This is a genomic window from Lysinibacillus sp. A1, from assembly GCF_000801965.1.
Classification (GTDB): domain Bacteria; phylum Bacillota; class Bacilli; order Bacillales_A; family Planococcaceae; genus Lysinibacillus; species Lysinibacillus fusiformis.
Genome location: NZ_JSZM01000007.1, coordinates 67,709 through 94,382 on the forward strand (window position 1 = coordinate 67,709; position 26,674 = coordinate 94,382).

General features: G+C 39.2%; 32 protein-coding genes and 1 other annotated feature (1 of these 33 only partly in view). Of the genes, 28 read left to right on the forward strand and 4 right to left on the reverse strand.

Annotated elements, in window-relative coordinates; all coding sequences use genetic code 11:
* Positions 1 to 67, forward strand: a binding site (T-box leader); it begins 149 nt to the left of the window's first position.
* Between the two features lie 147 nt (positions 68 to 214).
* From alaS to mtnN, 13 genes are all read left to right on the forward strand, one after another.
* Positions 215 to 2,875, forward strand: coding sequence for an alanine--tRNA ligase (alaS, locus tag PI85_RS04975; RefSeq protein ID WP_036127279.1), 2,661 nt, complete (start codon positions 215 to 217; stop codon positions 2,873 to 2,875).
* An 88-nt stretch (positions 2,876 to 2,963) separates the two neighbouring features.
* Positions 2,964 to 3,230, forward strand: a complete 267-nt coding sequence (locus tag PI85_RS04980; protein ID WP_004226839.1) for an IreB family regulatory phosphoprotein — start codon at positions 2,964 to 2,966, stop codon at positions 3,228 to 3,230.
* Between the two features lie 2 nt (positions 3,231 to 3,232).
* Positions 3,233 to 3,649, forward strand: coding sequence for a Holliday junction resolvase RuvX (gene ruvX, locus PI85_RS04985; RefSeq protein WP_008180957.1), 417 nt, complete (start codon positions 3,233 to 3,235; stop codon positions 3,647 to 3,649).
* An 18-nt stretch (positions 3,650 to 3,667) separates the two neighbouring features.
* Positions 3,668 to 3,976 (forward strand): DUF1292 domain-containing protein, encoded by a 309-nt coding sequence (locus tag PI85_RS04990; protein WP_036127277.1) that lies wholly within the window; start codon positions 3,668 to 3,670, stop codon positions 3,974 to 3,976.
* Between the two features lie 177 nt (positions 3,977 to 4,153).
* Positions 4,154 to 4,681 (forward strand): DUF1292 domain-containing protein, encoded by a 528-nt coding sequence (locus tag PI85_RS04995; RefSeq protein WP_036127275.1) that lies wholly within the window; start codon positions 4,154 to 4,156, stop codon positions 4,679 to 4,681.
* 285 nt (positions 4,682 to 4,966) lie between these two features.
* A complete protein-coding gene (gene mltG, locus PI85_RS05000) occupies positions 4,967 to 6,094 on the forward strand; it encodes an endolytic transglycosylase MltG (RefSeq protein ID WP_036127268.1) in 1,128 nt (375 codons plus the stop codon).
* Positions 6,095 to 6,378: 284 nt separating this feature from the next.
* Positions 6,379 to 7,011 (forward strand): O-methyltransferase, encoded by a 633-nt coding sequence (locus tag PI85_RS05005; protein WP_036127267.1) that lies wholly within the window; start codon positions 6,379 to 6,381, stop codon positions 7,009 to 7,011.
* 5 nt (positions 7,012 to 7,016) lie between these two features.
* Positions 7,017 to 7,949 carry a peptidase U32 family protein gene (locus PI85_RS05010; protein WP_036127266.1) on the forward strand — a complete coding sequence of 311 codons (933 nt, stop codon included), beginning with the start codon at positions 7,017 to 7,019 and terminating at the stop codon, positions 7,947 to 7,949.
* A 14-nt stretch (positions 7,950 to 7,963) separates the two neighbouring features.
* Positions 7,964 to 9,244, forward strand: coding sequence for a U32 family peptidase (locus PI85_RS05015; RefSeq protein ID WP_008180945.1), 1,281 nt, complete (start codon positions 7,964 to 7,966; stop codon positions 9,242 to 9,244).
* On the forward strand, positions 9,244 to 9,882 hold the full coding sequence (udk, locus tag PI85_RS05020; RefSeq protein WP_025114351.1) for a uridine kinase: 639 nt from the start codon (positions 9,244 to 9,246) through the stop codon (positions 9,880 to 9,882). Before PI85_RS05015 ends, udk begins: the two co-directional genes overlap by 1 nt.
* 176 nt (positions 9,883 to 10,058) lie before the next feature.
* Positions 10,059 to 10,547, forward strand: a complete 489-nt coding sequence (greA, locus tag PI85_RS05025) for a transcription elongation factor GreA (protein ID WP_008180941.1) — start codon at positions 10,059 to 10,061, stop codon at positions 10,545 to 10,547.
* Between the two features lie 154 nt (positions 10,548 to 10,701).
* Positions 10,702 to 11,358, forward strand: a complete 657-nt coding sequence (locus PI85_RS05030) for a YrrS family protein (RefSeq protein ID WP_036127264.1) — start codon at positions 10,702 to 10,704, stop codon at positions 11,356 to 11,358.
* A 59-nt stretch (positions 11,359 to 11,417) separates the two neighbouring features.
* Complete coding sequence (gene mtnN / locus PI85_RS05035; protein ID WP_036127262.1) at positions 11,418 to 12,110, forward strand: 5'-methylthioadenosine/S-adenosylhomocysteine nucleosidase; 693 nt, start codon at positions 11,418 to 11,420, stop codon at positions 12,108 to 12,110.
* A 327-nt stretch (positions 12,111 to 12,437) separates the two neighbouring features.
* Here the strand turns inward: mtnN and sigK are convergent, their stop codons facing one another.
* Positions 12,438 to 13,145, reverse strand: a complete 708-nt coding sequence (gene sigK, locus PI85_RS05045) for an RNA polymerase sporulation sigma factor SigK (protein WP_008180932.1) — start codon at positions 13,143 to 13,145, stop codon at positions 12,438 to 12,440.
* Between the two features lie 86 nt (positions 13,146 to 13,231).
* Complete coding sequence (pssA, locus tag PI85_RS05050; RefSeq protein WP_008180930.1) at positions 13,232 to 13,732, reverse strand: CDP-diacylglycerol--serine O-phosphatidyltransferase; 501 nt, start codon at positions 13,730 to 13,732, stop codon at positions 13,232 to 13,234.
* A 136-nt stretch (positions 13,733 to 13,868) separates the two neighbouring features.
* Between pssA and PI85_RS05055 the strand changes: the two genes are divergently transcribed.
* From PI85_RS05055 to PI85_RS05110, 13 genes are all read left to right on the forward strand, one after another.
* Positions 13,869 to 14,651, forward strand: coding sequence for a phosphatidylserine decarboxylase (locus tag PI85_RS05055; RefSeq protein ID WP_036127257.1), 783 nt, complete (start codon positions 13,869 to 13,871; stop codon positions 14,649 to 14,651).
* 36 nt (positions 14,652 to 14,687) lie between these two features.
* Complete coding sequence (locus PI85_RS05060) at positions 14,688 to 15,209, forward strand: YqeG family HAD IIIA-type phosphatase (RefSeq protein ID WP_036127255.1); 522 nt, start codon at positions 14,688 to 14,690, stop codon at positions 15,207 to 15,209.
* Positions 15,206 to 16,309 carry a ribosome biogenesis GTPase YqeH gene (gene yqeH / locus PI85_RS05065; protein ID WP_036127253.1) on the forward strand — a complete coding sequence of 368 codons (1,104 nt, stop codon included), beginning with the start codon at positions 15,206 to 15,208 and terminating at the stop codon, positions 16,307 to 16,309. Before PI85_RS05060 ends, yqeH begins: the two co-directional genes overlap by 4 nt.
* A gap of 36 nt (positions 16,310 to 16,345) precedes the next feature.
* The gene (aroE, locus tag PI85_RS05070) at positions 16,346 to 17,176 is read left to right on the forward strand and encodes a shikimate dehydrogenase (RefSeq protein WP_036127252.1); all 831 of its coding nucleotides are present in this window, start codon (positions 16,346 to 16,348) and stop codon (positions 17,174 to 17,176) included.
* A 5-nt stretch (positions 17,177 to 17,181) separates the two neighbouring features.
* On the forward strand, positions 17,182 to 17,484 hold the full coding sequence (gene yhbY / locus PI85_RS05075) for a ribosome assembly RNA-binding protein YhbY (RefSeq protein ID WP_008180921.1): 303 nt from the start codon (positions 17,182 to 17,184) through the stop codon (positions 17,482 to 17,484).
* 9 nt (positions 17,485 to 17,493) lie between these two features.
* Positions 17,494 to 18,084, forward strand: a complete 591-nt coding sequence (locus tag PI85_RS05080) for a nicotinate-nucleotide adenylyltransferase (protein ID WP_036127251.1) — start codon at positions 17,494 to 17,496, stop codon at positions 18,082 to 18,084.
* The gene (yqeK, locus tag PI85_RS05085; protein ID WP_036127250.1) at positions 18,053 to 18,625 is read left to right on the forward strand and encodes a bis(5'-nucleosyl)-tetraphosphatase (symmetrical) YqeK; all 573 of its coding nucleotides are present in this window, start codon (positions 18,053 to 18,055) and stop codon (positions 18,623 to 18,625) included. Before PI85_RS05080 ends, yqeK begins: the two co-directional genes overlap by 32 nt.
* Positions 18,622 to 18,966 carry a ribosome silencing factor gene (gene rsfS / locus PI85_RS05090; RefSeq protein WP_008180916.1) on the forward strand — a complete coding sequence of 115 codons (345 nt, stop codon included), beginning with the start codon at positions 18,622 to 18,624 and terminating at the stop codon, positions 18,964 to 18,966. The genes yqeK and rsfS overlap by 4 nt, the downstream gene beginning before the upstream one ends.
* On the forward strand, positions 18,967 to 19,707 hold the full coding sequence (locus PI85_RS05095; RefSeq protein WP_036127249.1) for a class I SAM-dependent methyltransferase: 741 nt from the start codon (positions 18,967 to 18,969) through the stop codon (positions 19,705 to 19,707).
* A 96-nt stretch (positions 19,708 to 19,803) separates the two neighbouring features.
* A complete protein-coding gene (locus tag PI85_RS24600; protein ID WP_191967668.1) occupies positions 19,804 to 19,944 on the forward strand; it encodes a hypothetical protein in 141 nt (46 codons plus the stop codon).
* 99 nt (positions 19,945 to 20,043) lie between these two features.
* A complete protein-coding gene (locus tag PI85_RS05100; protein WP_036127248.1) occupies positions 20,044 to 20,679 on the forward strand; it encodes a helix-hairpin-helix domain-containing protein in 636 nt (211 codons plus the stop codon).
* Between the two features lie 108 nt (positions 20,680 to 20,787).
* A complete protein-coding gene (locus PI85_RS05105) occupies positions 20,788 to 21,357 on the forward strand; it encodes a ComE operon protein 2 (protein WP_036127246.1) in 570 nt (189 codons plus the stop codon).
* A gap of 35 nt (positions 21,358 to 21,392) precedes the next feature.
* Entirely contained in the window at positions 21,393 to 23,648 is a 2,256-nt protein-coding gene (locus tag PI85_RS05110; protein WP_235318457.1) for a DNA internalization-related competence protein ComEC/Rec2, read from the forward strand.
* 32 nt (positions 23,649 to 23,680) lie between these two features.
* Here PI85_RS05110 and PI85_RS23810 read toward each other — a convergent pair whose 3' ends face one another.
* A complete protein-coding gene (locus tag PI85_RS23810; RefSeq protein WP_004226902.1) occupies positions 23,681 to 23,818 on the reverse strand; it encodes a YqzM family protein in 138 nt (45 codons plus the stop codon).
* A 275-nt stretch (positions 23,819 to 24,093) separates the two neighbouring features.
* Here PI85_RS23810 and holA point away from each other — a divergent pair, with 275 nt between their 5' ends.
* Positions 24,094 to 25,104 (forward strand): DNA polymerase III subunit delta, encoded by a 1,011-nt coding sequence (gene holA / locus PI85_RS05120; protein WP_036127244.1) that lies wholly within the window; start codon positions 24,094 to 24,096, stop codon positions 25,102 to 25,104.
* A gap of 94 nt (positions 25,105 to 25,198) precedes the next feature.
* On the opposite strand, the gene rpsT is transcribed toward holA, so the two are convergent.
* Positions 25,199 to 25,447: a 30S ribosomal protein S20 gene (gene rpsT, locus PI85_RS05125; protein ID WP_008180898.1), complete on the reverse strand. Its 249-nt coding sequence runs from the start codon at positions 25,445 to 25,447 to the stop codon at positions 25,199 to 25,201.
* Positions 25,448 to 25,610: 163 nt separating this feature from the next.
* On the opposite strand from rpsT, the gene gpr reads away from it, so the two are divergent.
* Positions 25,611 to 26,627, forward strand: a complete 1,017-nt coding sequence (gene gpr / locus PI85_RS05130; RefSeq protein WP_008180896.1) for a GPR endopeptidase — start codon at positions 25,611 to 25,613, stop codon at positions 26,625 to 26,627.
* Positions 26,628 to 26,674: the final 47 nt, after the last annotated feature.

Genomic DNA, 26,674 nt, shown 5'->3' on the forward strand with positions numbered 1-26,674 from the left:
TAAGTAAGAATGTTTACTTACAACTAGGGTGGTACCGCGAGACAGATGATAAGTCCTCGTCCCTTTTTGGGGATGAGGGCTTTTTTATTTTCGTTTAGTAAAATAATTCCAATTATAGTGGTTGGTACCAATATTTGTTTGCAGGGAATAGATAGGGCGTCAAGGTCTGATTCATATCGTGATTTTACAATATAAACTAGGAGGAATTTATCCAATGAAAGCAGTAGATATTCGTCAAATGTATTTGGAATTTTTTAAAGAAAAGGGGCATCACCATGAACCGTCTGCGCCTCTAGTGCCAATCAATGATCCATCCCTACTTTGGATTAACTCAGGTGTTGCTACACTTAAACCGTATTTTGACGGTCGTGTTATTCCTGACAACCCTCGAATTACAAATGCACAAAAATCAATTCGTACTAACGATATTGAAAATGTAGGTAAAACGGCGCGTCATCATACTTTCTTTGAAATGCTAGGAAACTTTTCTATTGGGGATTACTTCAAAAAAGAAGCTATTCATTATGCTTGGGAATTTTTAACGGATAAAAAGTGGATGGGCTTTAATCCTGAATTACTATCTATCACTATCCATCCTGAAGATCAGGAAGCATATGATGTTTGGCATCAAGAAATTGGTATTCCTGAAGAACGTTTAATTCGTTTAGAGGGGAACTTTTGGGATATTGGTGAAGGTCCATCTGGTCCAAACTCAGAGATTTTCTATGACCGCGGCGTAGAATATGGCTCAGACGAAAATGATCCAGAAATGTATCCAGGCGGGGAAAATGAACGTTATCTAGAAATTTGGAACCTAGTGTTCTCTCAATTCAACCATAATCCTGATGGTACGTATACACCACTGCCAAAGCAAAATATTGATACTGGTATGGGACTAGAACGTATTGTCTCCGTGGTTCAAAATGTACCAACGAATTTCGATACGGATTTATTCATGCCTATCATTGAAAAAATTGAGGAATTTGCCAACCGTAAATACAAACGCCCAAGTGAAGTAGATTTAAATGAAATCTTTGGCTCTGAAGAAGATATAAATACGCCATTTAAAGTTATTGCAGACCACATTCGTACGGTAGCGTTTGCTATTGGTGACGGTGCCCTTCCTTCAAACGAAGGCCGTGGCTATGTATTACGCCGCTTACTACGTCGTGCTGTACGCTATGCAAAACAAATTGGTATTGAGAAACCATTTATGTTTGAATTGGTCCCAACAGTGGGCAAAATCATGGAAGGCTTCTATCCAGAGGTAACGGAAAAAAGTGAATTTATTCAACGTGTTATTAAGAATGAAGAAATTCGTTTCCATGAAACATTAGATGGTGGTCTTGCAATTTTTAATGAAGTAGCAGAATCACAAAAAGCGGCTGGTCATGATTTTATCCCAGGAGCAGATGCTTTCCGTTTATATGATACTTACGGTTTCCCAATCGAGTTAACGGAAGAATATGCAGAAGAAGTAGGAATGAAAGTCGATCATGAAGGCTTCGAAACGGCGATGGAGGAACAACGTGAACGTGCGCGTGCGGCTCGTCAAGATGTTGACTCTATGCAAGTACAAAATGAAGTATTAGCAAACTTAACGGTTGCCAGCGAATTTGTTGGCTTTGACACATTAGTAGCTAAAACTGAAATTGCTGCAATGATTGTGAATGGTCAAGTAGAAAAAGTAGCATCTGAAGGCCAAGAAGCTTTAGTTATTTTAGCTCAAACACCATTCTATGCTGAAATGGGTGGTCAAATTGCCGATAGCGGTATCATTTCTAATGATAGCTTCACCGCTGTAGTAAAGGATGTTCAAAAGGCACCAAATGGTCAGCCACTCCATACAGTAGTTGTTGAATCAGGTGAAATGCATGTGGAAGATGCTGTCCAAGCAATTGTTAATCGTGATGATCGCAATTTAATTATTAAAAACCATACAGCTACACATATTATGCAACGTGCGTTAAAAGATGTATTAGGTGATCATGTCAACCAAGCTGGATCATATGTAGGCCCTGATCGTTTACGCTTTGACTTCTCTCACTTTGGTCAAGTGACTAAAGAGGAATTACAGCAAATTGAACGTATTGTAAATGAAAAAGTGTGGGATGATATAGAGGTCGTTATTGAAGAAATGGCCATCGATAAAGCGAAAGCAATGGGTGCAATGGCTTTATTCGGCGAAAAATATGGCGATGTTGTACGTGTCGTTTCAATCGGAGACTATTCCATCGAGCTATGCGGTGGTATCCATGTAAAACGTTCTTCTGAAATTGGTTTCTTTAAAATTGTTTCAGAAGGTGGAATTGGTGCGGGTACTCGTCGTATTGAAGCTGTTACAGGTAAAGTGGCTTATGAAGTAGTCAAAGAAGAAGAAGCTCTTTTAAATGATGCAGCAGCATTGTTAAAAGCAAATCCTAAAGATATCGTAACAAAAGTACAAGCCTTACAAGGTGACTACAAAGAATTACAACGTGACAATGAAGCATTATCTCAAAAAATTGCCAATGCTCAGGCTGGGGCAATTGTTGATGCAGCACAAACAATTGGAGATGTCACAGTTCTTTCTACAAAGGTAGAAGCAAAAGACAATAACCAACTGCGTCAGATGATGGATGATTTGAAGGCGAAAATTCCAAAGGCTGTTATCGTTCTTGGAGCAGTGGATGGCGATAAGGTTATGCTATGTGCTGGAGTATCAAAAGAATTAGTTGGTGGCAATTACCATGCTGGAAATATCGTGAAAATGGTTGCAGAAGCTTGTGGTGGTAAAGGTGGCGGTCGTCCGGATATGGCGATGGCAGGAGCAAAAGAAGCTTCAAAACTTGATGAAGCACTACTTTCTGTGTATGATTATGTTAAATCCATTTAATTAATTCACCAAAACATGTTATAATAAAGAGAAATTGGAGATGAGCTTGTTCGCACATCTCCTTATTTCTGAAAGCGAGGTGCTGGTCATGAGTTCATTTGATCAAACGATGAAATTTAATTTTCCAGAAGAATCAATGGAACAGGAAGTCAAGCAGGTAATGTTGAAAGTTCATTCTTCATTAGAGGAAAAGGGATATAACCCTATCAATCAGATTGTTGGTTACTTACTTTCTGGTGATCCGGCGTATATTCCTCGCCATCAGGATGCTCGTAATTTAATTCGCAAGCTTGAGCGTGACGAAATTCTAGAAGAGCTTGTTAAATTTTATATCAAAAAGAATAACGAGGACTAGAAATGAGAATTATGGGATTAGACGTTGGGTCGAAAACCGTTGGCGTTGCTGTCAGTGACGCACTTGGTTGGACTGCCCAAGGTATTGAAACCGTAAAAATTGATGAGGCTAATGGCGAGTTCGGTATCGATCGTATCGCTGAGCTAGTAAAGGAATACGCAATAACAGAATTTGTTGTAGGCTTCCCGAAAAACATGAATAATACGGTTGGACCGCGTGGAGAGGCTTCTGAAAACTATAAAACGTTATTGGAAGAAACGTTCTCACTACCGGTTAAATTATGGGATGAACGTTTAACAACGATGGCAGCGGAACGTATGCTAATCGAAGCAGATGTGAGTCGCAAAAAGCGCAAGCAAGTCATTGATAAAATGGCAGCTGTGATGATTTTACAAGGCTATTTAGATAGCAAAAATTAATTGATGAGGTGACTATACATGGCAAACGAGCATAACCATGAAGAAGAATTACACGTTCAACACATTACAGTGATTGATGAAAACGGAAATGAACAGCTTTGTGAAGTGATTCACGTACATGAATCTCCAGAGTTTGGAAAATCATACGTATTTTACTCAATGGTAGGCGCAGAAGAAGATGAAGATGGCTCAGTTGAAATTTTCGTTTCTTCATTCGTACCGTCTGAAAACGGTGAAGATGGTGAACTAACACCTATTGAAACTGAAGCAGAATGGGATATGGTAGAAGACGTATTAAACGCTTTAGAAGATGAAGACGAAGAATAAGAATAATCTTCTTTCTTAAAGCTTGGAACAAGGATCGCAGCTTGCAGTCCTTGTTCCTTTTTTATTGAAAGTATGTAAATATCCGAATAATGGTGAGATTCTGCTCGAAGATATTTAGTACGTGTAGAAGTAACTACTTAAGTAAATGACATTAAACTGTCAGAAGGAGATAATCGAATGAATGAAGAAACACAAGAATTTATGATAATCGATGAAAATGGGAAGGAACAACGTTGCCATGTGGTCTTTACATTTGATGCAGAGGATAAATCCTATGTGCTATTTTCTTTGTTGGATGCCAATGGTGAAGAAATTCCAGGAGATCTATCAGCGATGACTTTCGATTATGACGATAACAACGGCGAGATGACCAATCTACAGCCTGTCGAAACGGATGCTGAATGGGAAATGATTAATGAGGTGGTATTAACACTTCTAGATGAATTTGAAGAAGAGCCACAGCTTATTACCGTGACAAATGAAGATGGAACTGATCAAGTTTGTGAGGTAATTCATACTTTTGCATCCGAGCAATTCGGTAAATCGTATGTATTATATGTGCCCGCGACAGATGAGCCAATGGATGAGCGTGAAATTTTCGCGGCTCAATATCTGGCTGGAAACGATGGTTCTATTGAAGAGTTATTACCAATAGAAACAGATGAAGAATGGGTGTACGTTGAAGATATATTAAACGAACTATAAGAACTTTGAGTGGTTAGGAGCCACTCGGAGTTTTTTGTTTTAGTAAAGAATCTTACCATCAAGTTTAAACATTTCTATTACAATAATCGAACATCTTAGAAGAGCAATTATGACGGTCTGTTAGTATTGTAAAGTGATACTATTAAAGTTTTTAGCAAGACAATCTGCTGGAATAAATAGCTAGCAGATTTTTTTATATATGCAAATTCTCCTGAATTGTCGATTTCTGTTTGTCGTGATAGTTGATTTCTAGTATGATATTGGATAGTGATAGGGGGGAAACCCGTGGATAACGGTACTAAAAAACAAGAAATGTTTTCAAAAATGCAGGAAAAAAAATCAGAGGTAAAAATCGTGAGAAAAATCGTTGCCATTGTGGCAATTGTTTTTGTCCTCGTTATAGGGATTGTCGGTTTATTCGGGTACAATTATGTTAAGGGTGCTTTAAAACCACTAGATCCTGACGCGACAAAAGCAATTGCAGTAGAAGTACCAATCGGTTCTAGCTTAAGTTCTATTTCTACATTATTAGAGAAAAAAGGTGTTATTAAAGATGCACGTGTTTTTAAATATTATGCAAAATTTAAAAACGAGTCTCAATTCCAAGCGGGGAATTACGATTTAACGCAAGCGATGACATTTGATGAACTTATTGAAAGCTTAAAAACAGGGAAGGTATACCGAAAACCTGTCTTTACAATGACGATTCCTGAAGGCTTAACAATTGAGCAAATTGGGAAAGTTATTGAAAAGAAAACGCCATATACACAAAAGGAATTTATGGATTTAGTAACGAGTGACACATTTGTTCAACAAATGATGGCCAACTACCCTGAGCTCGTAACGGATGCAGTGTTAGCTGACAATATTCGCTATGATTTAGAAGGCTATTTATATCCAGCAACTTACTCGTACTATGAGGAGAAACCATCTCTAGAAGCGATTGTTGAAGAAATGATAGGGGCTATGAACAATGTGGTGAAAAATTACAGTGATGTTTTAGTGGAAAAACAAATGTCCGTTCACCAACTGTTAACATTTGCATCATTATTGGAAGAAGAAGCTACGGCTCAAACAGATCGAGAGACAATAGCAAGTGTCTTCTATAATCGTATTGATGAAGGGATGCCACTACAAACAGACCCGACTGTTTTATATGCGCTTGGTGATCATAAAGATCGTGTGCTGTATGAAGACCTAGAAGTAGATAATGCCTATAATACTTACAAAAATAAAGGCCTACCACCAGGCCCAATTGCGGGTGCTGGAAAGACTTCTATTGAGGCGACATTAAACCCTAGTCAAACAGATTATTTCTATTTCTTAGCAGATAAAGAGGGTGTCAACCACTTCTCGAAAACATATGATGAACATTTACAGAAAGTAGAAAAATATTTACGAAAAGAAGAATAAGCGTTAGCAAAGAGTAAATGGCATAGAGCAAACAAAGGAAGTAGAAGGAAAGAAAAATAGCTTTCCTTCTATTTTCATGCTATTATAAAGTGTGATTTTTGATCAATCCGTTTATTCGGGACAAATATGCGTGGTGGCAATTGTTTGAGCATGTCAAAAACAATTGCTCATTTTTGTATGGCAAAGTACCAAGACATCACGTTTGGTCTTTTTCTTTTTGTTGATAAATGATGAAGTACGGACAACGGCTACATGCACGTTGCCTTTTAATTGAGGGTGGAACAATGGAATTATCAGATGCATATATACAATCATTTATACAGCCACGTAATGAATTGCTTTTAGAAATGGAAGCATATGCGGAGGAGAATCATGTACCGATTATGCAACTTGCAGGTATTGATGCTTTAAATCAATTGTTGCGCATTCAAAATCCGCAAAAAATTTTAGAAATTGGCACGGCAATTGGTTATTCTGCTATTCGCATGGCAGAAGCTTTACCAAATGTCCATATCGTTACGATTGAACGCGATATAGAGCGTGTGACAAAAGCTAAAGCCTATATTGAACGGTCAACCGTATCTGATCGAATTAAGGTCATTGAAGGCGACGCTTTAGAGGTAGAGGATAAGGCCATTGACACAGAGTTCGATGCAGTATTTATCGATGCCGCAAAGGGACAATATCAGCGATTCTTTGAAAAGTACGCGCCCCTCGTAAAATCAGGCGGAGTCTTGTATATCGACAATATGTATATGCATGGCTTGTCAGATCTAGATTTGAAGGATGTCCCACGTCGAAAGCGCACAATGATCCGCAATTTAAAAAACTTCACAGAATGGATAATGCAGCACCCAGATTACACCAGTGCTTTTTTACCAGTAGGTGACGGTTTATTACTATGTTTGAAGAGGTGACTACTATGAAAAAACCAGAATTGCTTGTGACACCACAATCATTAGAACATATTAAAGCACTTTTAGACGCTGGAGCGGATGCTTTTGTTATTGGTGAACAACAATTTGGTCTACGTCTAGCAGGAGAATTCTCAGTAGATGAGGTGGAAGAGGCAACGAAGCTCATTCACGCGGCAGGTAAAAAAGTTTATGTTGCAGTGAATGGCCTTTTCCATAATGAAAAACTGGAGGCACTTGCCGACTATTTAACAGAAATGCAACGTATCGGTGTGGATCGTTTAATTTATGGCGACCCAGCAGTATTAATTATTCGTCGTGAGCAAGGCGTAACAATTCCATTGCATTGGAATCCTGAGACGACTGCAACAAACTGGTTTACGGCTAATTACTGGGGAAAACGCGGTGCGACTCGGGCAGTGTTAGCACGTGAGCTTTCTCTTGATGAGGTTTTAGAAATTAAAGAAAATGCGGAATTAGAAATTGAAGTACAAGTACATGGTATGACGTGTATGTTCCAATCAAAACGCCCGCTTCTTGGCCATTATTTCTTATATCAAGATAAAGTGATGGAAATTGAAAATCGTAAAGAAAATCGTAACATGTTCCTACACGATGATGAGCGCAATAATAAATATCCAATTTACGAAGATGTAAACGGTACACATATTTTTAGTCCTAATGACATGTGTGTTATTGATGAACTTGGCGAATTATTCGAAGGTGGCATCGATGCCCTAAAAATTGAGGGTGTGCTACAAACTCCAGAATATGTGGTAGCTGTGACTGAGGCCTATCGCAAAGCCATCGATGCATATTTTGACGAATCCGAAGAAGCATATGATGACATAAAAGATGAATTATTAGCAAAAATTGAAGATATTCAACCAGCCATTAGACCATTAGATACAGGCTTTATCTTCAAGGAAACTGTTTACTAAGAGGGGGCAATAACATGGCATTAGCGTTAGAACAAAATGACAAAATCCGTGACATTGTCGACGGTAAACGTGTCATTACAAAAAAACCAGAGCTACTTGCCCCAGCGGGTAGCTTAGAAAAATTAAAAGTAGCCGTGCATTACGGAGCGGATGCTGTATTTATTGGGGGACGAGAGTTTGGTTTACGTTCCAATGCAGATAATTTCTCTATAGATGAAATGCGTGAAGGGGTAGAGTTTGCTAATCAATATGGTGCGAAAATTTATGTAACGACAAATATATTTGCACATAATGAAAATATGGCAGGCTTGGAGCGATATTTAAAAGATATCGAGTCGGCAGGTGTGACAGGTATTATCGTTGCGGACCCACTAATTATCGAAACATGTCGTACAGCTGCTCCTAAACTTGAAATTCATCTTTCTACACAGCAGTCATTGTCCAACTGGAAGGCAGTGCAGTACTGGAAGGAAGAAGGCTTACATCGTGTTGTATTAGCACGTGAGGTAGGCGGAGAAGAAATGAAAATGATGAAGGAAAAAGTCGATATTGAAATCGAGGCCTTCGTTCATGGCGCCATGTGTATTGCTTATTCTGGCCGTTGCGTTCTATCTAACCATATGACTGCTCGTGACTCTAACCGTGGCGGTTGCTGCCAATCATGCCGTTGGGATTATGATTTATATGAATTAGAAGATGGGGAAGAAAAAGCACTGTTTGATGATAATCACGCATCTTTTGCTATGAGTCCGAAAGATTTAAAATTAATCGAAGCGATTCCACATATGATCGAGCTTGGTATCGATTCATTAAAAGTAGAAGGGCGTATGAAATCGATTCACTATGTGGCAACCGTTGTATCCGTATACCGCAAAGTTATCGATGCTTACTGTGCTGATCCTGATAATTTTAAAATTAAACGCGAATGGCTAGAGGAGCTAGATAAATGTGCAAACCGTGATACGGCTGAAGCATTTTTCCATGATGCACCTGGCTCAGAGGAGCAAATGTTTGGTATTCATGGCCGAAAAACAACATATGAATTTGCTGGTTTAATTTTAGAACATGATCCAGAAACAAAAATGGTTACGATGCAGCAACGAAATTATTTTAAACCTGGTGACGAAGTAGAGTTCTTTGGTCCAGAAATCGAGAATTTCCGTCTGACAATGGGAGAAATTTGGGATGAAGATGGCAATAGCCTAGATGCAGCACGTCATCCATTACAAATAGTTAAATTTAAATGTGACACACCATTAATGCCGCATAACATGATGCGAAAGGAGAATAACTAATGGAAGTGAAGCGTCCTGTTGTTATCGGTATCGCTGGTGGCTCATGCTCAGGTAAAACGAGTGTGACACGCGCCATCTATGATGTTTTCCGAGGGCATTCAGTTGTTGTTATTGAACAAGACTTTTATTATAAAGATCAAAGTCATTTAACATTTGAAGAGCGATTAGGAACAAACTACGATCATCCGTTAGCATTCGATAATGATTTATTAATACAGCACATAAAAAAACTTTTAGTGCGACAGCCAATCGAGAAGCCAGTTTACGATTATGTGCAGCATACTAGAGCAGCAGAAGTGATCCATGTTGAGCCGGTAGATGTTATTATTCTAGAAGGAATTCTCGTGCTAGAAGATGCCGATCTGCGTGATTTAATGGATATTAAATTATTTGTAGATACCGATTCTGATTTACGAATTATTCGTCGTATTATGCGTGATATTAAAGAACGTGGACGTACAACAGATTCAGTTATCGATCAATACTTATCAGCGGTTCGACCAATGCATAATTTATTTATTGAACCTACAAAACGTTATGCTGATATCATTATTCCTGAAGGTGGGGATAATGAGGTAGCGATTGATTTAATGGTAACGAAAATTAAAACTATTCTTGAAACCGACAACGTATTGTAATAAGATAGAGTGGTATTGACAATATTTACATGCATATTTAAAAAAAGCATGCATACTATTAGGTCAAAGCGTAATTTGAAAAACGTTTAAAAATAATAAAATTCGATTAAATGCACCTACCAAGCATTTAGTCGAGTTTTATGTTTTTATATTGAAGAAACAAGGAGTGAAGGACTTTGGCAAATGAAAAACAGTACCCTATGACAGCTGAGGGAAAACGAAAATTAGAAGAAGAATTAGTGAAATTAGAAACTGAAACACGTAAAGAAATCGTTGAACGTATAAAAATTGCTCGTGATTTTGGTGATCTTTCTGAGAATGCTGAGTATGATTCAGCAAAAGAAGAACAAGCCTTTTTAGAAGGTCGTATTTCAACTTTAAAATCGATGATTCGCAATGCAGTGATTATTTCTGAGGATGAGACAGATAACAGTGTGGTATCACTTGGGAAAACGGTTACATTTGTAGAAATTATTAATGGTAAACCATCAACTGATGAAGAATCTTATACAATTGTAGGTTCGGCTGAAGCAGACCCAATGGAGTTCCGTATTTCAAACGAATCACCAATCGCGAAAGGCTTACTTGGCCGCGCTGAAGGCGAAGAAGTAGCTGTTCAAACACCTGGTGGCGAAATGAAAGTTAAGATTGTTTCAATTAAATAATATGTAAGTGGACAAGCAGCTGGTCTTTCTAATTCAGGGAGGCTAGCTGCTTTTATATTTCAGGCTGAAATGCCACGAAATAAATTAATGAGTATAATTGTTTTGCAAGTGCTGTCGAACTTGATAGAATATTTGCTAGAGAGGGGGAGGAAATATGAGTGAACGACAAACTCGTAGTAGTCGTCATTTGCAGCCATCTCGTAATAAAAAGCTAGATAAACTATTGAATGTTTTAATTGGTGTAGTAGTTGTACTAATTATTATCACAGCAACTTATGTGTTTAAATGGCAAGATGATGCAGAACAAACAGTGAAAGATGAACCGGCTCAAGAGGAAAAAGATGACAACAAAGAAGTAGATAAAGAGCCTGTGAAAGAGGATGAAAAGGATCTGGCTGTAGAAGAAGATCAAGCTGAGGAAGAGCATGGATCACAACCTGAAGAAAATCAACAGGAACAAGGTGAGCCAGAAGAATCAACTTCAGATAATCCAAACGTAGAGAAAGTTATCACAAATAAAAATTGGCAGCCAACACCTACAACTCAAACGGGACAGCATGTATCATCCTACGATTCTTCATCCGTAGACTGGTCTGAAAAAGTAGCAACTGTTACAGGTGTAACCGGTATTAATCAAGATAATATGATTATTTGGCGTATGCAAAATAATGGTGGTCCTAATTCTTCAATTGCCACAGTTTCAACAAAAGATAAGACACAGATGTACCGTGTCAGTATGGAATGGGTGGATAATGAAGGATGGTTGCCTGTAAAGCTTGAACAGCTGAATACATTAGAAGGCGCCTATTGACGAAAATCACTCTTTTGATTATTTTTAATAGAGTTGATAAAGAAGGGAAGTAACATTACATGAAAATTGCAGTAATTGGGGCAATGGAACAGGAAGTTGAATTACTACGAGCATCTTTAAGCAATGCACAAAGTACAACGATAGCAGGTAGTGAATATACAACAGGAACATATGAAGGCAAGGAAGTCGTGTTATTAAAAAGTGGTATTGGTAAAGTCAATGCGGCTATGTCCACAACCATTCTTTTGCATGAGTTTAAGCCCGATGTTGTGATTAATACAGGCTCTGCAGGTGGTTACGACGAAGCCCTTGAGGTGGGAGCTGTAGTCATTTCGGATGAAGTCCGTCACCATGATGTGGATGTCACAATTTTTGGTTATGAAATTGGACAAATGGCTGGCATGCCAGCAGCTTATAAATCAGATGAACGATTAATGAAAGTAGCAGAGGAAGCTGTTAAGGCAGTTGGAGAGCATCAATACGGTATTGGTCTAATTTGCTCTGGGGATGCATTTATGAATGATCCTGTGCGTGTAGAAGCAGTTCGTCATCATTTCCCTCAAATGAAAGCGGTGGAAATGGAAGCGGCTGCGGTTGCGCAAGTTTGTTATCAATTTGCTACACCTTTTGTAGTAATTCGTGCTTTATCAGATATTGCAGGTAAAGAGTCAAACATTAGCTTTGATGAGTTTTTACCAGTTGCTGCAAAACACTCGACACAAGTTGTCTTACAAGCAATCGCCTCACTATAATACACAAAACGGTCAAAATGTGTTGTTTCTAATGTGAGAAAAATCACAGTGATTGAATAGTATAAATGCTACACTAGCTGTAATAAATCTCTTCATATTAGAATGGGAGGCATTCATGATGCTATTATTAACAGTAGGTGTAGTGATTATCACTACTTTAATAGGTACATTGATTACGGCAGAATTATCAGAATCAGCACATTCATGAAATGTAAAAGTTCCTTTGCGACATAACAATGTCGCAAAGGGCTTTTTTTTATGCCATAAAATCGGCACATTCTCCGCCAAAGATACATTGAATTTTCCTAGTGAACATTTTACAATATATTACTCAATTGACTTTTGGTCTCGTTTGTATAATTGATAGAGTTTAATGAGTGCCCGTTTTTCAATCCGAGATACATAACTTCGAGAAATATTTAAGCGAGCTGCAATCTCCTTTTGCGTGAGGGCATCTTGTTGATTTAATCCATAGCGAAGTGTCACAATTTCTAGTTCTCGTTCATCAAGCATATGCAAGTAATGATATAGCTGTGCCACATGCTCTTTATGTTCGATTTTCTCGGTTGCACTTTCTTCATCACATTGGAGTAAGTCTCGAATTTGAAGCGCATTGCCATCTTTATCTGTTCCGATTGGCTCAAATAAAGAGACATCCTTCTGCACTTTTTTCTGTGTGCGTAGATGCATCAAAATTTCATTTTCAATACATCGAGCTGCATATGTGGCAAGTCTTGTTTTTTTGTCCGGGGTATAGCTTTCTACTGCTTTCATTAGCCCGATCGTCCCGATGGAAATATAATCATCTAGTTGTTCATGTTTTGGATGGAATTTTTTTACGACGTGCGCGACGAGCCTCATATTGCGTTCTATTAGGTCCAGGCGTGCTTGCTCGTCGCCACCTAAAAATCGTTCAATACAAGCAGCTTCCTCTTCTTTTGAAAAGGGTTTATGGAATGTTTGCCCCTTTAAATAGCCAAGTAACGCTGGGATCTCAAGCCATAACTGCAACATTGATGTAAAAATTCCGCTCATTGAATGATTTCATCCTTTCCCCATTTTTCGACAGTATATGTTTCAAAGCTGTGGGAAATGAAAAAAGTGCAACAGCAATTGTGCTGTTACACTTTTTTTAACGTAAATGTACTAATCATGAGGAAAGCTAAAATTGGAAAAAGGAAAAGATAAAAGGCCGGATGGAACGTAGTCGCTACAAAATACGTTAAAGTTAAGAACGTACCAGCAGCTGTAATAGGTAAACCTGTGAAATAGCCATTTGCTTCACTAATATTAAAGCGGGCTAATCGCATCGCACCACAAACGATAAACAGGACGGCCATCATCATGCCGACAAAACCAAAATCAACTAGAACAACTTCGTACATTAATAATGCAGGCGCCACGCCAAATGATATAATATCACTCATAGAATCTAATTGTTTACCTAACTCAGACACTTGTCCGAGTGCTCTAGCTACCTTACCATCATAGCGATCAAGTAGAGCTGCAATAAAGATAAACAAGACACTATAGCTATAGTATTCATGTAAAGTGGCCATTATAGCCGCGCCTCCAAAGGACATATTACTAATTGTAATGAAGTTAGCTGCGTGCGATTTCATTTTCTTAACCGTGGTATCCACCAACTTGTGATAAAAAAACAAGGGGGATCACTCCTTTGCACTTAAGATATTGTACCATTATACTTCGAATGCGAAAAAATTGACAGTCTAAATTAATGGATAGGGGTTTTTACTAATGAAAGAAAAACTATATCAACGCTTGATAGAACTAACGAATGGTAAGCAATCCTCCAACCTTTTGCAAGCTATTGCGAAAGCTAAGTGGAGTAAACGTATAATTCCAAGCTACATGAAGTTATACGATATAAACCTTGAAGAAGTTTCAAAAAAACAACAACAATTTGCAAGTTTACATGAATTTTTTACAAGAGAGCTTTTAGAAGAAGCACGACCGATTGAAAAAAATCCGATGGTGTATGTAAGTCCTGTAGATGCAAAGGTAGAATCCTTTGGAAGGATTGAATGGGATATGACTTTCCTTGTAAAGGGTAAGCCATATGCACTTGAGGATTTACTTGGTCATTCGGAGCGAGCAGCCAACTATGTAGACGGCCATTTTATTGTCTTTTATTTAAGTCCTGCTGATTATCACCGTATTCACAGCCCGATTGATGGGGAAGTACTAAGACAGTATACGCTTGGTCAGAAATCTTATCCTGTGAATCAAGTAGGTCTTACATACGGTAAAAAGCCAATTTCCCATAATTACCGTTTAGTGACAGAGTTGAAAACTGCACATAATCAACAAGTAGCGTTTATAAAAGTGGGTGCGACCTTCGTGAATTCCATTGTGCTCACGAATAGAACAATTCACTGGTATAAAGGGCAGGAAGTCGGTTATTTCTCATTTGGTTCAACAGTTGTGATGCTGTTCGAAAAGGATTCGATTGAGTTTACGGAAAATGTTGTTCAGGGCAACCCAATTCGAATGGGTGAAGCCTTTGCAAATATGCTATAATGGTCGAATAATACGTTAAGATTAGGGGTCGCTATTTTGTATAATTTTTTATTACCAAACGAATTTGTGACGAATATTTTCGAAATTACACCTGAAAAACTACAAGAATTAGGTATTAGAGGGATCATTACAGATTTAGATAATACCCTTGTGGAATGGGATCGTGAGGATGCAACAGAGGAACTGATTATCTGGCTGCGCATCATGAAGGAATCCGGTATTCGTGTTATTATTGCGTCTAATAACAATGAGGCACGTGTTAAACGCTTCGCAGAGCCTTTAGGTATTCCATATATTCATAAGGCAAAAAAGCCATTGCGAAATGCTTTTTATAATGCCCTTATTCAATTAGGCTTGCGTCCTAATGAAGTAGTCATGGTAGGCGATCAGCTTCTTACAGATGTAATGGGTGCGAATCGCTTAGGCTTGCATACAGTGCTAGTAAAACCTGTTGCACAGTCTGATGGCCTTGTAACAAAACTGAATCGATTCATTGAACGTCGAGTGTTTAATGATTTGAAACGAAAAGGAATTATAACTTGGGAGGAACAAGAATGATTGAAATGCCAAATTGTATTGGCTGTGGTACAACAATTCAAACAGAAGATAAAACAGCAGTTGGGTATGCACCCCCATCATCATTAGAAAAGGATGCGGTCATTTGCCAACGTTGCTTCCGTTTGAAAAATTACAATGAAATTCAACCAGTGTCATTAACTGATGACGACTTTTTACGCATTTTAAATGGCCTTGGTACACAGCAAGGCTTAATCGTAAAAATTGTTGATATTTTTGATTTTAATGGGAGCTGGCTACCTGGCCTACACCGTTTTGTAGGGAAGAATCCTGTGCTTTTGATTGCGAATAAAGCTGATTTATTACCGAAATCGGTTAAACCGAAAAAAGTTATCAATTGGTTAAAACGCGAAGCAAAAGCGTTAGGACTTCAGCCTGTTGATGTGCTGTTAGTAAGTGCCCATAAAGGTAAGGGAATGGCCGAAGCCATGGAAGCCATTGATGAATATCGACAAGGGCAAAATGTTTATGTTGTGGGCTGTACCAATGTAGGAAAATCCACATTCATTAACCGCATTATTAAGCAGGCAACAGGAGAAGGTGAGGTTATTACTACATCCCATTTCCCAGGTACTACATTAGATATGATTGAAATTCCATTGGATGATGGAAGTGCATTATATGATACGCCTGGTATTATTAATCACCATCAAATGGCCCATCATATTGATTCAAGTGAATTAAAATACATTATGCCTAAAAAAGAAATCAAGCCGAAAGTCTACCAACAAAATGCGGGACAAACCTTATTTATTGGGGCATTGGCGAGATTTGATTTTATTCAAGGAGACCGTTCTGCCTTTACCATCCATGTGGCAAATGATTTACCGATTCACCGAACAAAGCTTGAGAAGGCAGAAATGCTGTACGTAGAACATAAGGGAGAACTTTTGGCACCACCGACTGCAGAGTTTATTGACCAACTTCCACCTTTAGTTCGCCATGAGTTTTCCATCAAAGAAGCGAAAACAGATGTTGTATTTTCTGGGCTAGGTTGGATTACTGTACAGCATGCCAATGTCGTAGTAGCAGCATACGCGCCTAAAGGTGTACAAGTTTCAATACGTCCATCACTTATATAGAAGATGAAGGATGCAGGAGAGAAGAGGGACTAGGAAATGAAGAAGTGGTTTGCAGTTATTGGTGATCCGATCGAACATTCAAAATCACCAGCCATGCACAATGCTTGGTTTGAGGAAATGTCCATAGATGCGACATATATTCCAATACACGTATCTTCTGAGCAATTAGAGTCAGCAGTTGCTGGCTTGAAAACTTTAGGGACAAGTGGCTGGAATGTAACAATTCCTCATAAAACAGCAATCATTCCCTATTTAGATGAGCTAGATGAGTTGGCGCAAAAAATGGGTGCAGTGAATACAGTTGTACGAACAACAGACGGAAAGCTGAAAGGCTTTAATACAGATGGTGTCGGCTTTGTGCGTTCACTAGAAGAAGCAGTAGGTTCATCTCATAAAGACAAGCCTATATTACTTGTTGGTGCAGGTGGCGCTGCTCGAGGTATAGCATTTGCTATGCAGCAGCAAGGCTATAATGATTTGACCATTACCAATCGTACAGTAGCCAATGCCCAAGCTATTGTGGATGAAATGGGTATTGGCCGTGCCATTTCATTAAAGGAAGCGCAAGAGACATTGGCTGATTTCAGCATCATTGTGCAAATGACTTCGGCAGGTCTTGCTACGGGCAATTTTTCAATGCCATTTTCCTTAAATCGTCTTGAGAAAGGAGCAATTGTTGCGGATATTGTGTATAATCCATTAATGACGCCTTTTTTACAAGCGGCTGAGGAAAAAGGGGCAACAATTGTGACAGGTTTAGGGATGTTTGTGCATCAAGGAGCCATCTCTTTTGAGCACTGGTTGGGCAACTATCCAAATACAAATTCAATGATTGCGCAGCTAAAGGCGCAATTAGGAGGAAACTAATTTTTATGTTAACAGGTAAACAAAAACGTTTTTTACGTGCAGAAGCACACCATTTATCACCAATTTTCCAAGTGGGAAAAGGTGGCGTAAATGATGAAATGACTAAGCAAATTCGTGAGGCATTAGAAGTACGTGAGCTAATTAAAGTGCGTATTTTAGATAATTGTGAAGAGGATAAACATGAAGTGGCAGAAGCACTTGCAAAAGGTGCACATGCAGAGCTTGTCCAATTAATCGGCCTTACAGTTGTTTTATATAAAGAATCACGCAATCAAAAAAAGATTGTATTACCAAAAGCAACGAAATAAGGTGAGACGATGAAAAGGGTCGGTTTACTAGGAGGTACGTTTAATCCTCCACATATGGGGCATTTATTAATGGCAAATGAAGTATTTCATGCGTTGCAACTCGATGAAATACGCTTTATGCCGAATGCCATACCGCCACATAAGCATGCACGGTATGATGCCAGTAATGTGGAACGACTTGAAATGGTGGAGCGTGCAATTCGCCCATTTCCTAATTTTTCGGTAGAGTCGTATGAGGTAGACAAGGGTGGCGTATCCTATTCCTATGAGACACTTTCGGCATTATGTAGAAAGGAACCTTCTGTAAAATTCTACTTTATTATCGGTGGCGATATGATTGATTCGCTACATACATGGCATTGTATAGATGACTTAGTAGAGCTTGTCCAATTTGTTGGTGTCAAGCGTCCAGGAACGGCCGCTATTACAGAGTACCCTATATGCATGGTGGAGGTGCCTCAAATCGATTTATCGTCCACGCTGATTCGTGAACGCCTGGCAACTGGAGGAACGGTGACACTTTTACTACCAGAAGCGGTAGAGTCGTTCATACGAGAGGAAGGTCTTTATGGAACGCGAACAGTATTTAGCGGCGATTAAGCCCAGAATGCCGGAAAAACGTTACATTCATACAATCGGTGTTATGGAAACGGCCATCGATCTTGCACGAAAGTACGGCGAGGATGAGAAAAAGGCTGAGACAGCTGCAATCCTTCATGATATTGCTAAATATGCAGAAATAGAGTGGATGGAGCAAATCGTCCGAACGGAAAAGTTAGATGAACGTCTCATTGGCTGGGGCAGTGAACTACTTCATGGCCCAGTTGGTGCATATATTGCAGAAAGTGAATTCGGCATCAAAGATGATGAGCTGTTGAATGCTATTCGTTTCCATACGACAGGACGACCTAATATGAGTCGTTTAGAAAAAATTATTTTTGTCGCAGATATGATTGAACCAAATCGCCAATTTGATGGTGTGGATCGTCTGCGTAAAAAGGCGCAAAAAAATTTGGATAAGGCCATGAGTGCATGTGTCCGTCATACATTGGCATTTTTAATCGACACAAGGCAGCCTATTTATCCGTTATCAATAGAATGTTATAACGATATGATGAACAGAGAGGATAGTGAAGGATGACTTCAACTTTATTACAAGCAGCTTACAAAGCGATCGACGACAAACATGGTGAGGATATTGTCGTTTTAAATATGCAAGGAATTTCTCTTTTAGCAGATTACTTTATCATTGCCCATGGTAACTCTGATCGTCAGGTGCAAGCAATTGCACGCGAATTACAGGATGTAGCCGAAAAAGATGGCTATGAAATTCGCCGTGTCGAAGGTTTTGATGGAGCTCGTTGGGTTCTAGTAGACCTAGGAGATGTAGTAGCACACGTATTCCATAAAGATGAGCGTGCTTATTATAATTTAGAGCGTCTATGGGGCGATGCACCACAATTAGACATGCCAGAGGCCTAAGTGAGTAGTTACGAACGCTTCGCCCATGTCTATGATGAGCTACAAGCAGATATTCCTTACAATCTTTATGTAGATTGGGTTGTACAGCATGCACCTAGCGGCCAATACAAAAAGCTATTGGATATTGGTTGTGGAACTGGTGTGCTTAGCTTGTTATTTGCACAGGCTGGCTACAAAGTCAGCGGCGTTGATTTATCAGAAGAAATGCTTTCCATTGCGACTGAACGTTTTACTGATACAGGATACGAGGCTCCGTTTTATTGTATGTCCATGGATGAGCTCGATGGCTTTGAGGAAGTAGATGTGGTCACAATTGCCATTGATTCTCTGAATTATGTTATAGAGGAGCAAGCAGTCTATACGACGTTAGAACGGATCTATCAGGCATTACGAGATGGGGGCCAGCTATTTTTTGATGTCCATTCACTATTTAAAATGACTGAAATCTTTTTAGATGGTCCATTTACGTATGACGATGGAGACATTAGTTATGTATGGCATACTGAGCCTGGAGACTTTGAGCATTCCATTATTCATCAAATGACCTTTTATGTGCGTGATGCTACAAGTGATTTATATGAACGCTTTGATGAGGAACATATTCAACGCACGTTTCCTATCGAACAATATATGACTTGGCTTCGCGACATCGGCTTTAGTGATGTGGAAGTAACATCAGATTTTACAGACGAAGCACCCGAATATGAAAGCGAACGCATTTTCATCCGTGCGGTAAAATAGATATGGAAAAGTACCACACTGCCGATTGGTAGTGTGGATTTTTTTTATAGAGCTGGTGGAGAGAGCATCGAGGGTGATGGATAAAGAGGAGTCAGAATGACGGATAGAACAGCAAGAGTGACGGATAAAGCGAGAGTGATTCATAAACCGAAAGCGATGGATAATGGAGTCAGAGTGACGGATAGGGCAGCAAAAGTGACGGATAGAACAAAAATAACCAATCGAGCGATCAAATGAGAGCTTTTCGTCCCTGCTTTCAGGTTTGCATTCCAGGTTTGTTAGTGTATGATGAGGGTACCTCCATATGATGACCTTTTGCATTGAAAGGATGGTACTATGTTGCAATCTTTATGGCAAAAGTACAAAAAAGGTATGCTAATCCCTGGCGTACTAGTAATCAGTGGACTGTTTTTTTACTTCTATTTTTCGAGTTCTGACTCTTCACTTCCCCAAGAAGAGCTCATCGAAACCATCCAACCTATTGAAGAAATAAATCAAGTGACATCTACTGTGGAGGAGGCGGTCCAGCAGCAGATATTTGTTGATATAAAGGGTGCTGTTATGTATCCCGGCGTTTATGAGCTTCAGCCAGATAATCGTATTATCGATGCCATTCAGCTTGCAGGTGGTTATATTGAGAATGCGGATACGCAACTTGTTAATCATGCGCAAAAAGTTCAGGACGAAATGGTCATTTATATTCCCATCAAGGGTGAGCATCTTGAAGATGCATCTACAAATCTACTCTTTTCACCTATAGAGAGCGAGAATAAGGATCAAAAAATTAATATCAATATCGCTGATACGGAGACTCTTGCCACATTACCAGGAATTGGCCCCTCAAAAGCTCAAAGTATTCTTAGTTATCGGGAGCAGAACGGACGCTTTCAAACTATTGATGACTTAAGGAATGTTAGTGGTATTGGTGAGAAAACATTTGAGAAATTAAAGGATTCTATTACAGTTAAGTAAAGCTAATAGCATATGACATATTGACGCCCCTTTTCCAAAAGGGCTACACTATAGTAGAAAAGCAACGAGATCGAAAAACTTGTAAGGCAAAATTTTGGAGGTAGTCATATGGAGCGAATTACTTGGGATCAATTTTTTATGGCACAAAGCCATTTACTCGCATTGCGTAGTACATGTACAAGACTAGCGGTAGGAGCGACTGTTGTCCGCGATAAGAGGATTATAGCAGGGGGATATAATGGGTCCATTACGGGTGATGAACATTGTATCGAAAATGGCTGCTATGTGGTGGACAACCATTGTGTGCGTACGGTGCATGCTGAAATGAATGCGTTGCTACAGTGTGCTAAATACGGCACACCAACAAAAGGTGCAGATTTATATGTGACTCATTTCCCATGTCTCCCTTGTACAAAATCTATTATTCAAGCAGGCATTGAGCGTGTTTGTTATGCAACTGATTATAAAAATAATCCATATGCTCAAGAATTATTTGAAAAAGCAGGTGTGACAGTCGTCCATGTACCATTTGATGAACGGAAAATCGATTTTTTACGAGATGAAAAACTAGCCTTGTATACAGAGATGCTTCATGAGCTTCGCGAGAACGGATTGCCAGCAGAAAAATTGCTTCCCTATGAACAGAAGGTGAGTACACTATTTGGTATAAAGCTTTAAGGCATAAATGGATTTATATAGCTCTCGCTGTACTTGTGGCATCCTTAGCGGCTCACAAGTCGGCATGGCTACTCGTATTAGTACTTCTTTTAGCCCTGTGGCTCATCTTAAAGGGTGAGTCACGTTTCTTAGCGATGATTGTGTTAATAGGTGGATTAATATCGCATATTTTTTTTGTGACAATTCAATTAACAGCACCTTCCCCACTGCCATCCTCTTTCCCTTTAACTTGGTCAAACGACTATAAAATAAGCGGCCAAAAGCTCCGTGGATTTGCTACAACTACAAATGGTCAAAAGTTATATGTAGTATATACATTTTCCTCAGAACAAGAAAAAGTTAATTATGAACATACATCTATAGCAGGAATGACGTATCTTGCGAAAGGTGAGCTTGTGACTCCTTCGCCATCAGCCCATGATTACGCGTTCTCCATGTCAACTTATTTAACGAGTAAGGGGGCAACTGGTATCGTTGAAGTCACTAGTTGGACCTTTATGGAGAAGCGCAGTTCCCCCACCATATTTCTCGCTAAACTGAGACAACAGATGAAAAGGCATATAGAAATGACATTTCCCCAAACACTAGTAGCGGAGGCTCAAGCCCTACTCATTGGAGAACAGGATCAAATGGATGATGAGCTACAACGAGCCTATCAAAAGCTAGGAATCACTCATTTATTTGCTATCTCTGGTTTACATGTAGCACTGATGTCATGGTTATTTTTTGAAGGCTTACTACGCATACGTATTCGCAAAGAGATGGCGACTGTGGCCTTGTTCATTTTACTACCGATCTACGGGGTCATTGCGGGGGGTGCTCCGTCTGTATGGCGTGCAGTTTCAGTCGTAGAATTAATGATGTTGCTCCGTTATTTGAAATGGACGCTGTCAATCGATGATGCACTTGCTATCAGCTTTATAGGGTTTGTTTTACTTGAACCGGGAGTAATCTTTCAAATTGGTTTCCAACTGTCCTATTTAGCAGCGGCTAGTCTAGTTCATTCTAGTTTTATTTTTATACAGACTAGCAATTGGATATCCCGTTCTTTTTTCGTCACATTCGTCTGTCAGCTACTCGTCTATCCATTATTACTTCATCATTTTTATGAACTTTCCATTTCCTCGTTTTTTGTCAATATTATCTTCGTTCCATTGTTTTCCTTCTTTATTTTACCTTTTAATATTGTAGCGCTAGTTCTTACGTATATTTCCTTACCATTAGCAAACCTTTTATTTGCAGGCTACGAGCCTCTGCGAAATGGGCTAACGAATGTCATTTTTTCAATACAAGCACTTCCTTTTCAATTATGGTCACCAGGTAAACCATCCATCTGGCTTTGTTGTTTAGCGATGCTAAGCGTTCTCGCGTGTTTCTATTTCTTAGAAACAAAACGTTTTGGGCATGCGATTGTTGTTTTAGTCATCCCAGCGATCTGGATTCATTTTTATCCAATGCTTTATAGTGACACAAAGATAACGTTTTTAAATGTAGGGCAGGGTGATTGCATTGTGATTGAATTGCCATTTAGGGAGGCTGTATATGTCATTGATGCTGGTGGCCTTTTACGCTTTGAACAAGAGCAATGGAAGAAGCCAAATAATGTTTACGAGGTGGGGAAACAAGTGGTAGTCCCATTTCTGAAAGGGAAGGGAATACGAACCATTGATATTTTTATTGTTTCGCATGCAGACGCTGATCATGTGGAAGGAGCCGAGGAAATTTTACAAGAGATTGGGATGAAAGAAATTCACGTTACACCTGGTTCGTTGGGACAGCCTATTATGAGGGATTTGTTAAGGGAAGCCCAAAAGCAAAACGTTCCTATAAAAGAAAAGATGAAGGGCACTTCATGGCAGAAAGGCGAGACTAGCTTTTCTTATTTATGGCCTCATGATACCTATTACGAAGGTAATGATGACTCCCTTGTTTTATACATGCGACAGAAGGCGTTTACAGCGTTATTTACAGGTGATTTAGAGAAATATGGCGAACAACAGCTAATGATGCATTATGGACCTCTGATAGCTAATATAACCCTTCTGAAGGCTGGTCATCATGGCAGTAAAACATCTAGTATCGAATCATTTGTAGAGCTCCTACAACCTCAATTCACCGTTTTCAGTGCTGGGCTTCAAAATCGTTATGGACATCCACATGAAGAGGTAGTTGAGCGATTTGTCAATCGTAATTTAGCTACTTGGACAACGGGGGTGGATGGCACAATCGAAGTACGTGTTCGGGGGAATCGTTTGACAGTCACAGCAAAAGAAAAAGACCTTGTCCAATGATCAAGGTCTTTTTCCTTCGTATTTAAGTCTGATTACTGTGATACGAACTCTACTATTGTCGCGATAATAAACATTAGTGTGAAAACGCCAAATGATACACCGAAACCAACACCTGAATCGATTGCATCGTTACGTCGACATTGTATGTTTTTTCCTTCAAATGGATTCATTGTTATCCCTCCAATTCTGTTATTTATTATAAGACAACATGTACATAAAAGCTATATCGAAAAGGAGAATTCCCCGGCTGGCAAGGAATCGACACAATTCGGTCAAACTCACTACAGGACACCTAAGATAGCTTGGTGATTGCTCGACTGAAATGTAATCTTGGATTGGCTTACCAAATGAACGCCATATAAGTATGGCATCTATCAAGGTTGTAGCCTGCTCAATCCAGATAAAATCATGTATACTTATAGTATTGCTAGATGGAGGGAAAATTATGATTTCAACGGTTTGGAAAACAATAAAAAAAGGTGAGCTGGCACCAGTATATCTACTAGTTGGTGAAGAAAGCTATTTTATAGATGAAACCATTAAGCGTATAAAAGAAGCAATGGGACCAGAAGATGAGCTGGAAATAAGTACTTTTGATTTAGATGAAGTACCTGTTGATGCTGTTATGGATGAAGCGGATACCATTCCCTTTTTCTCTGCGCAAAAGCTCATTATTGCCAAAAGTGCTTCGTTTTTAAAGGCAACAGAGAAAGGAAAAGAAAAGATTGACCATGATGTGAAACGACTGGAGACATGGTTGTCCAACCCTTCTGATTTTTCCGTAACCGTTTTTATTGCTCCATATGAAAAGTTAGATGAGCGTAAAAAAGTGACAAAAATGATGAAAGAGCATGCATTACTGGTCGAAGCAGAAACACCTAAAGAGCAGGATTTAGCTGTTTGGATTCAAAGTAATGTTAAGGCACAGGGCAATAGCATTACACAGGATGCGATTGAGCTTCTTGTGACGATGGTTGGGGCGAACATGCTTCAATTACAAATGGAAATAGACAAGCTTACCCTTTATCTTGGTGAAGGCGGAGAAATTACGGTATCGCTAGTGGAGGATTTAGTGGCAAAAACATTGGAGCAGGACGCCTTTAAAATGCTCAACGCCTATTTGGCTAATGATTCGGTCAGCGCTTTGTCGATTTATCATGATTTATTGCGACAAAAACAAGAGCCGATTATGCTTGTTGGACTACTAGCATCCAATGTTCGCACGATGTCGAATGTTTTTTATTTATTGAAAAAAGGGTACCATCCGCAGCAAATCGCCAAAAACCTAAAAATACATCCGTATCGTGTCAAATTAATGACGGAGCAACGTAATCGACCGTCAGAAGAAAGCTTACTGAGAGCATTATATCAACTAGCGGAGGTCGATTTACAGTTGAAATCAACAGGTGGTAATCGCGAACGTTATTTGGAGCTCTTTTTACTTCGTCAACTTTAATACAAAAGCTGTCCAATAGCGGACAGCTTTTATGTTTTCTATAAAAATTAAAAAGACCAGCTACTCTTAATAGAGTATCTGATCCTTTAAACAATTACGCTTTTTTAGCAAGGCGAGACTTTTTACGAGCCGCCGCGTTTTTGTGGATAAGTCCTTTTGAAGCTGCTTTATCTAATGATTTGAAAGCTGCTTGTAAAAGTTCTTGTTTGTTTTCAGCATTGTCAGCAACAGCGTTTTCAGCTTTTTTCACTGTAGTACGCATAGCAGATTTAGCTTGAGAATTAGCAATGTTAGCTTTTTCGTTAACTTTTACGCGTTTAATCGCAGATTTAATGTTTGGCATATATTTCACCTCCTAAATTAGGTACGAGATGATATCTTCTCATTGATTTCTTGTGTTAATACAACAAAAATCATTTTAACAAACGCTTGGCTAAATTGCAATAGATAAATGCAAAGAATATTTACTTGACAGTTTGAACAAACTACTGCTTGAGGTGATTTGTATGCAAAATTTTAACTGGTATCGGACAGATTTAATCGATGAATCTGAAGAGGTAGTTGTCCATCAAACGAAAGAGCAAAAAGAAAAGCTTAAACAATCGAGTGGCGTTCAAATTGAAGACCGAACAGCCGGACGAGTGAAAATTACGGATGTGCTAGTGGATGGTGAAGGTGAGAAGCAAATTGGCAAAAAAGAAGGCCAATATATTACCCTTTCTGTTCCTACACTGACATTAGAAGATCAGGACGGATTTGTACAGTTAGAGCAAGAATTGCTAGAGAATTTTAAAAAATTACATGAATCGCTCTCCTGGCAAGAAGACGATAAAATTTTAATTATTGGTTTGGGTAATCGCACTATTACACCTGATGCAATTGGTCCGTATCTGATAGATCATTTGCATAGTTTAGATGTGATTGATGATAAATTTGTTATGTATGCCCCAGGTGTCACTGGACAAACGGGCTATGAAACGGGAGAGTTTGTAGCCGCAATTGCTGAGCGATTAAAGCCAAAACTAGTCATTGTCGTTGATGCGCTTGCGACAAGAGCTAGTAATCGACTTTGCAAAACGATTCAATTAACGAATACAGGTATACATCCAGGGTCAGGTGTAGGGAATCAAAGGCAAGAAATCTCCTATGAAATGCTTGGCATTCCTGTAACAGCCATAGGTATACCGACAGTGGTAGATGCGCCTGTTTTAATTGCTGATGCGGTAGAAGTTATGCTGCGATCAATAGCGGCTCGCGTAGCTGAACGTAGTAATCCTTCATCGAAGCTATCATTATCCTCATGGCAGCCAAATATCGACAAGGAGCTAGATATGTCATTGGTTGAACCTATTTTCGGGGAATGGGCAACATGGACGAGAGAGGAACGTCAGCAATTGTTTGAGGAAACCTTTGCAGCCTCACATAGACAATTGATGGTAACGCCTAAAGAAGCGGATTATTGGATTGATCGCTACGCAAATTTAGTCGCTTCAATGCTGATGAACTGGGCCAGTGATTTATAAAAATTAGCTAACATTATGCATAAATCAGGAAAAATTTTTACGTTCTA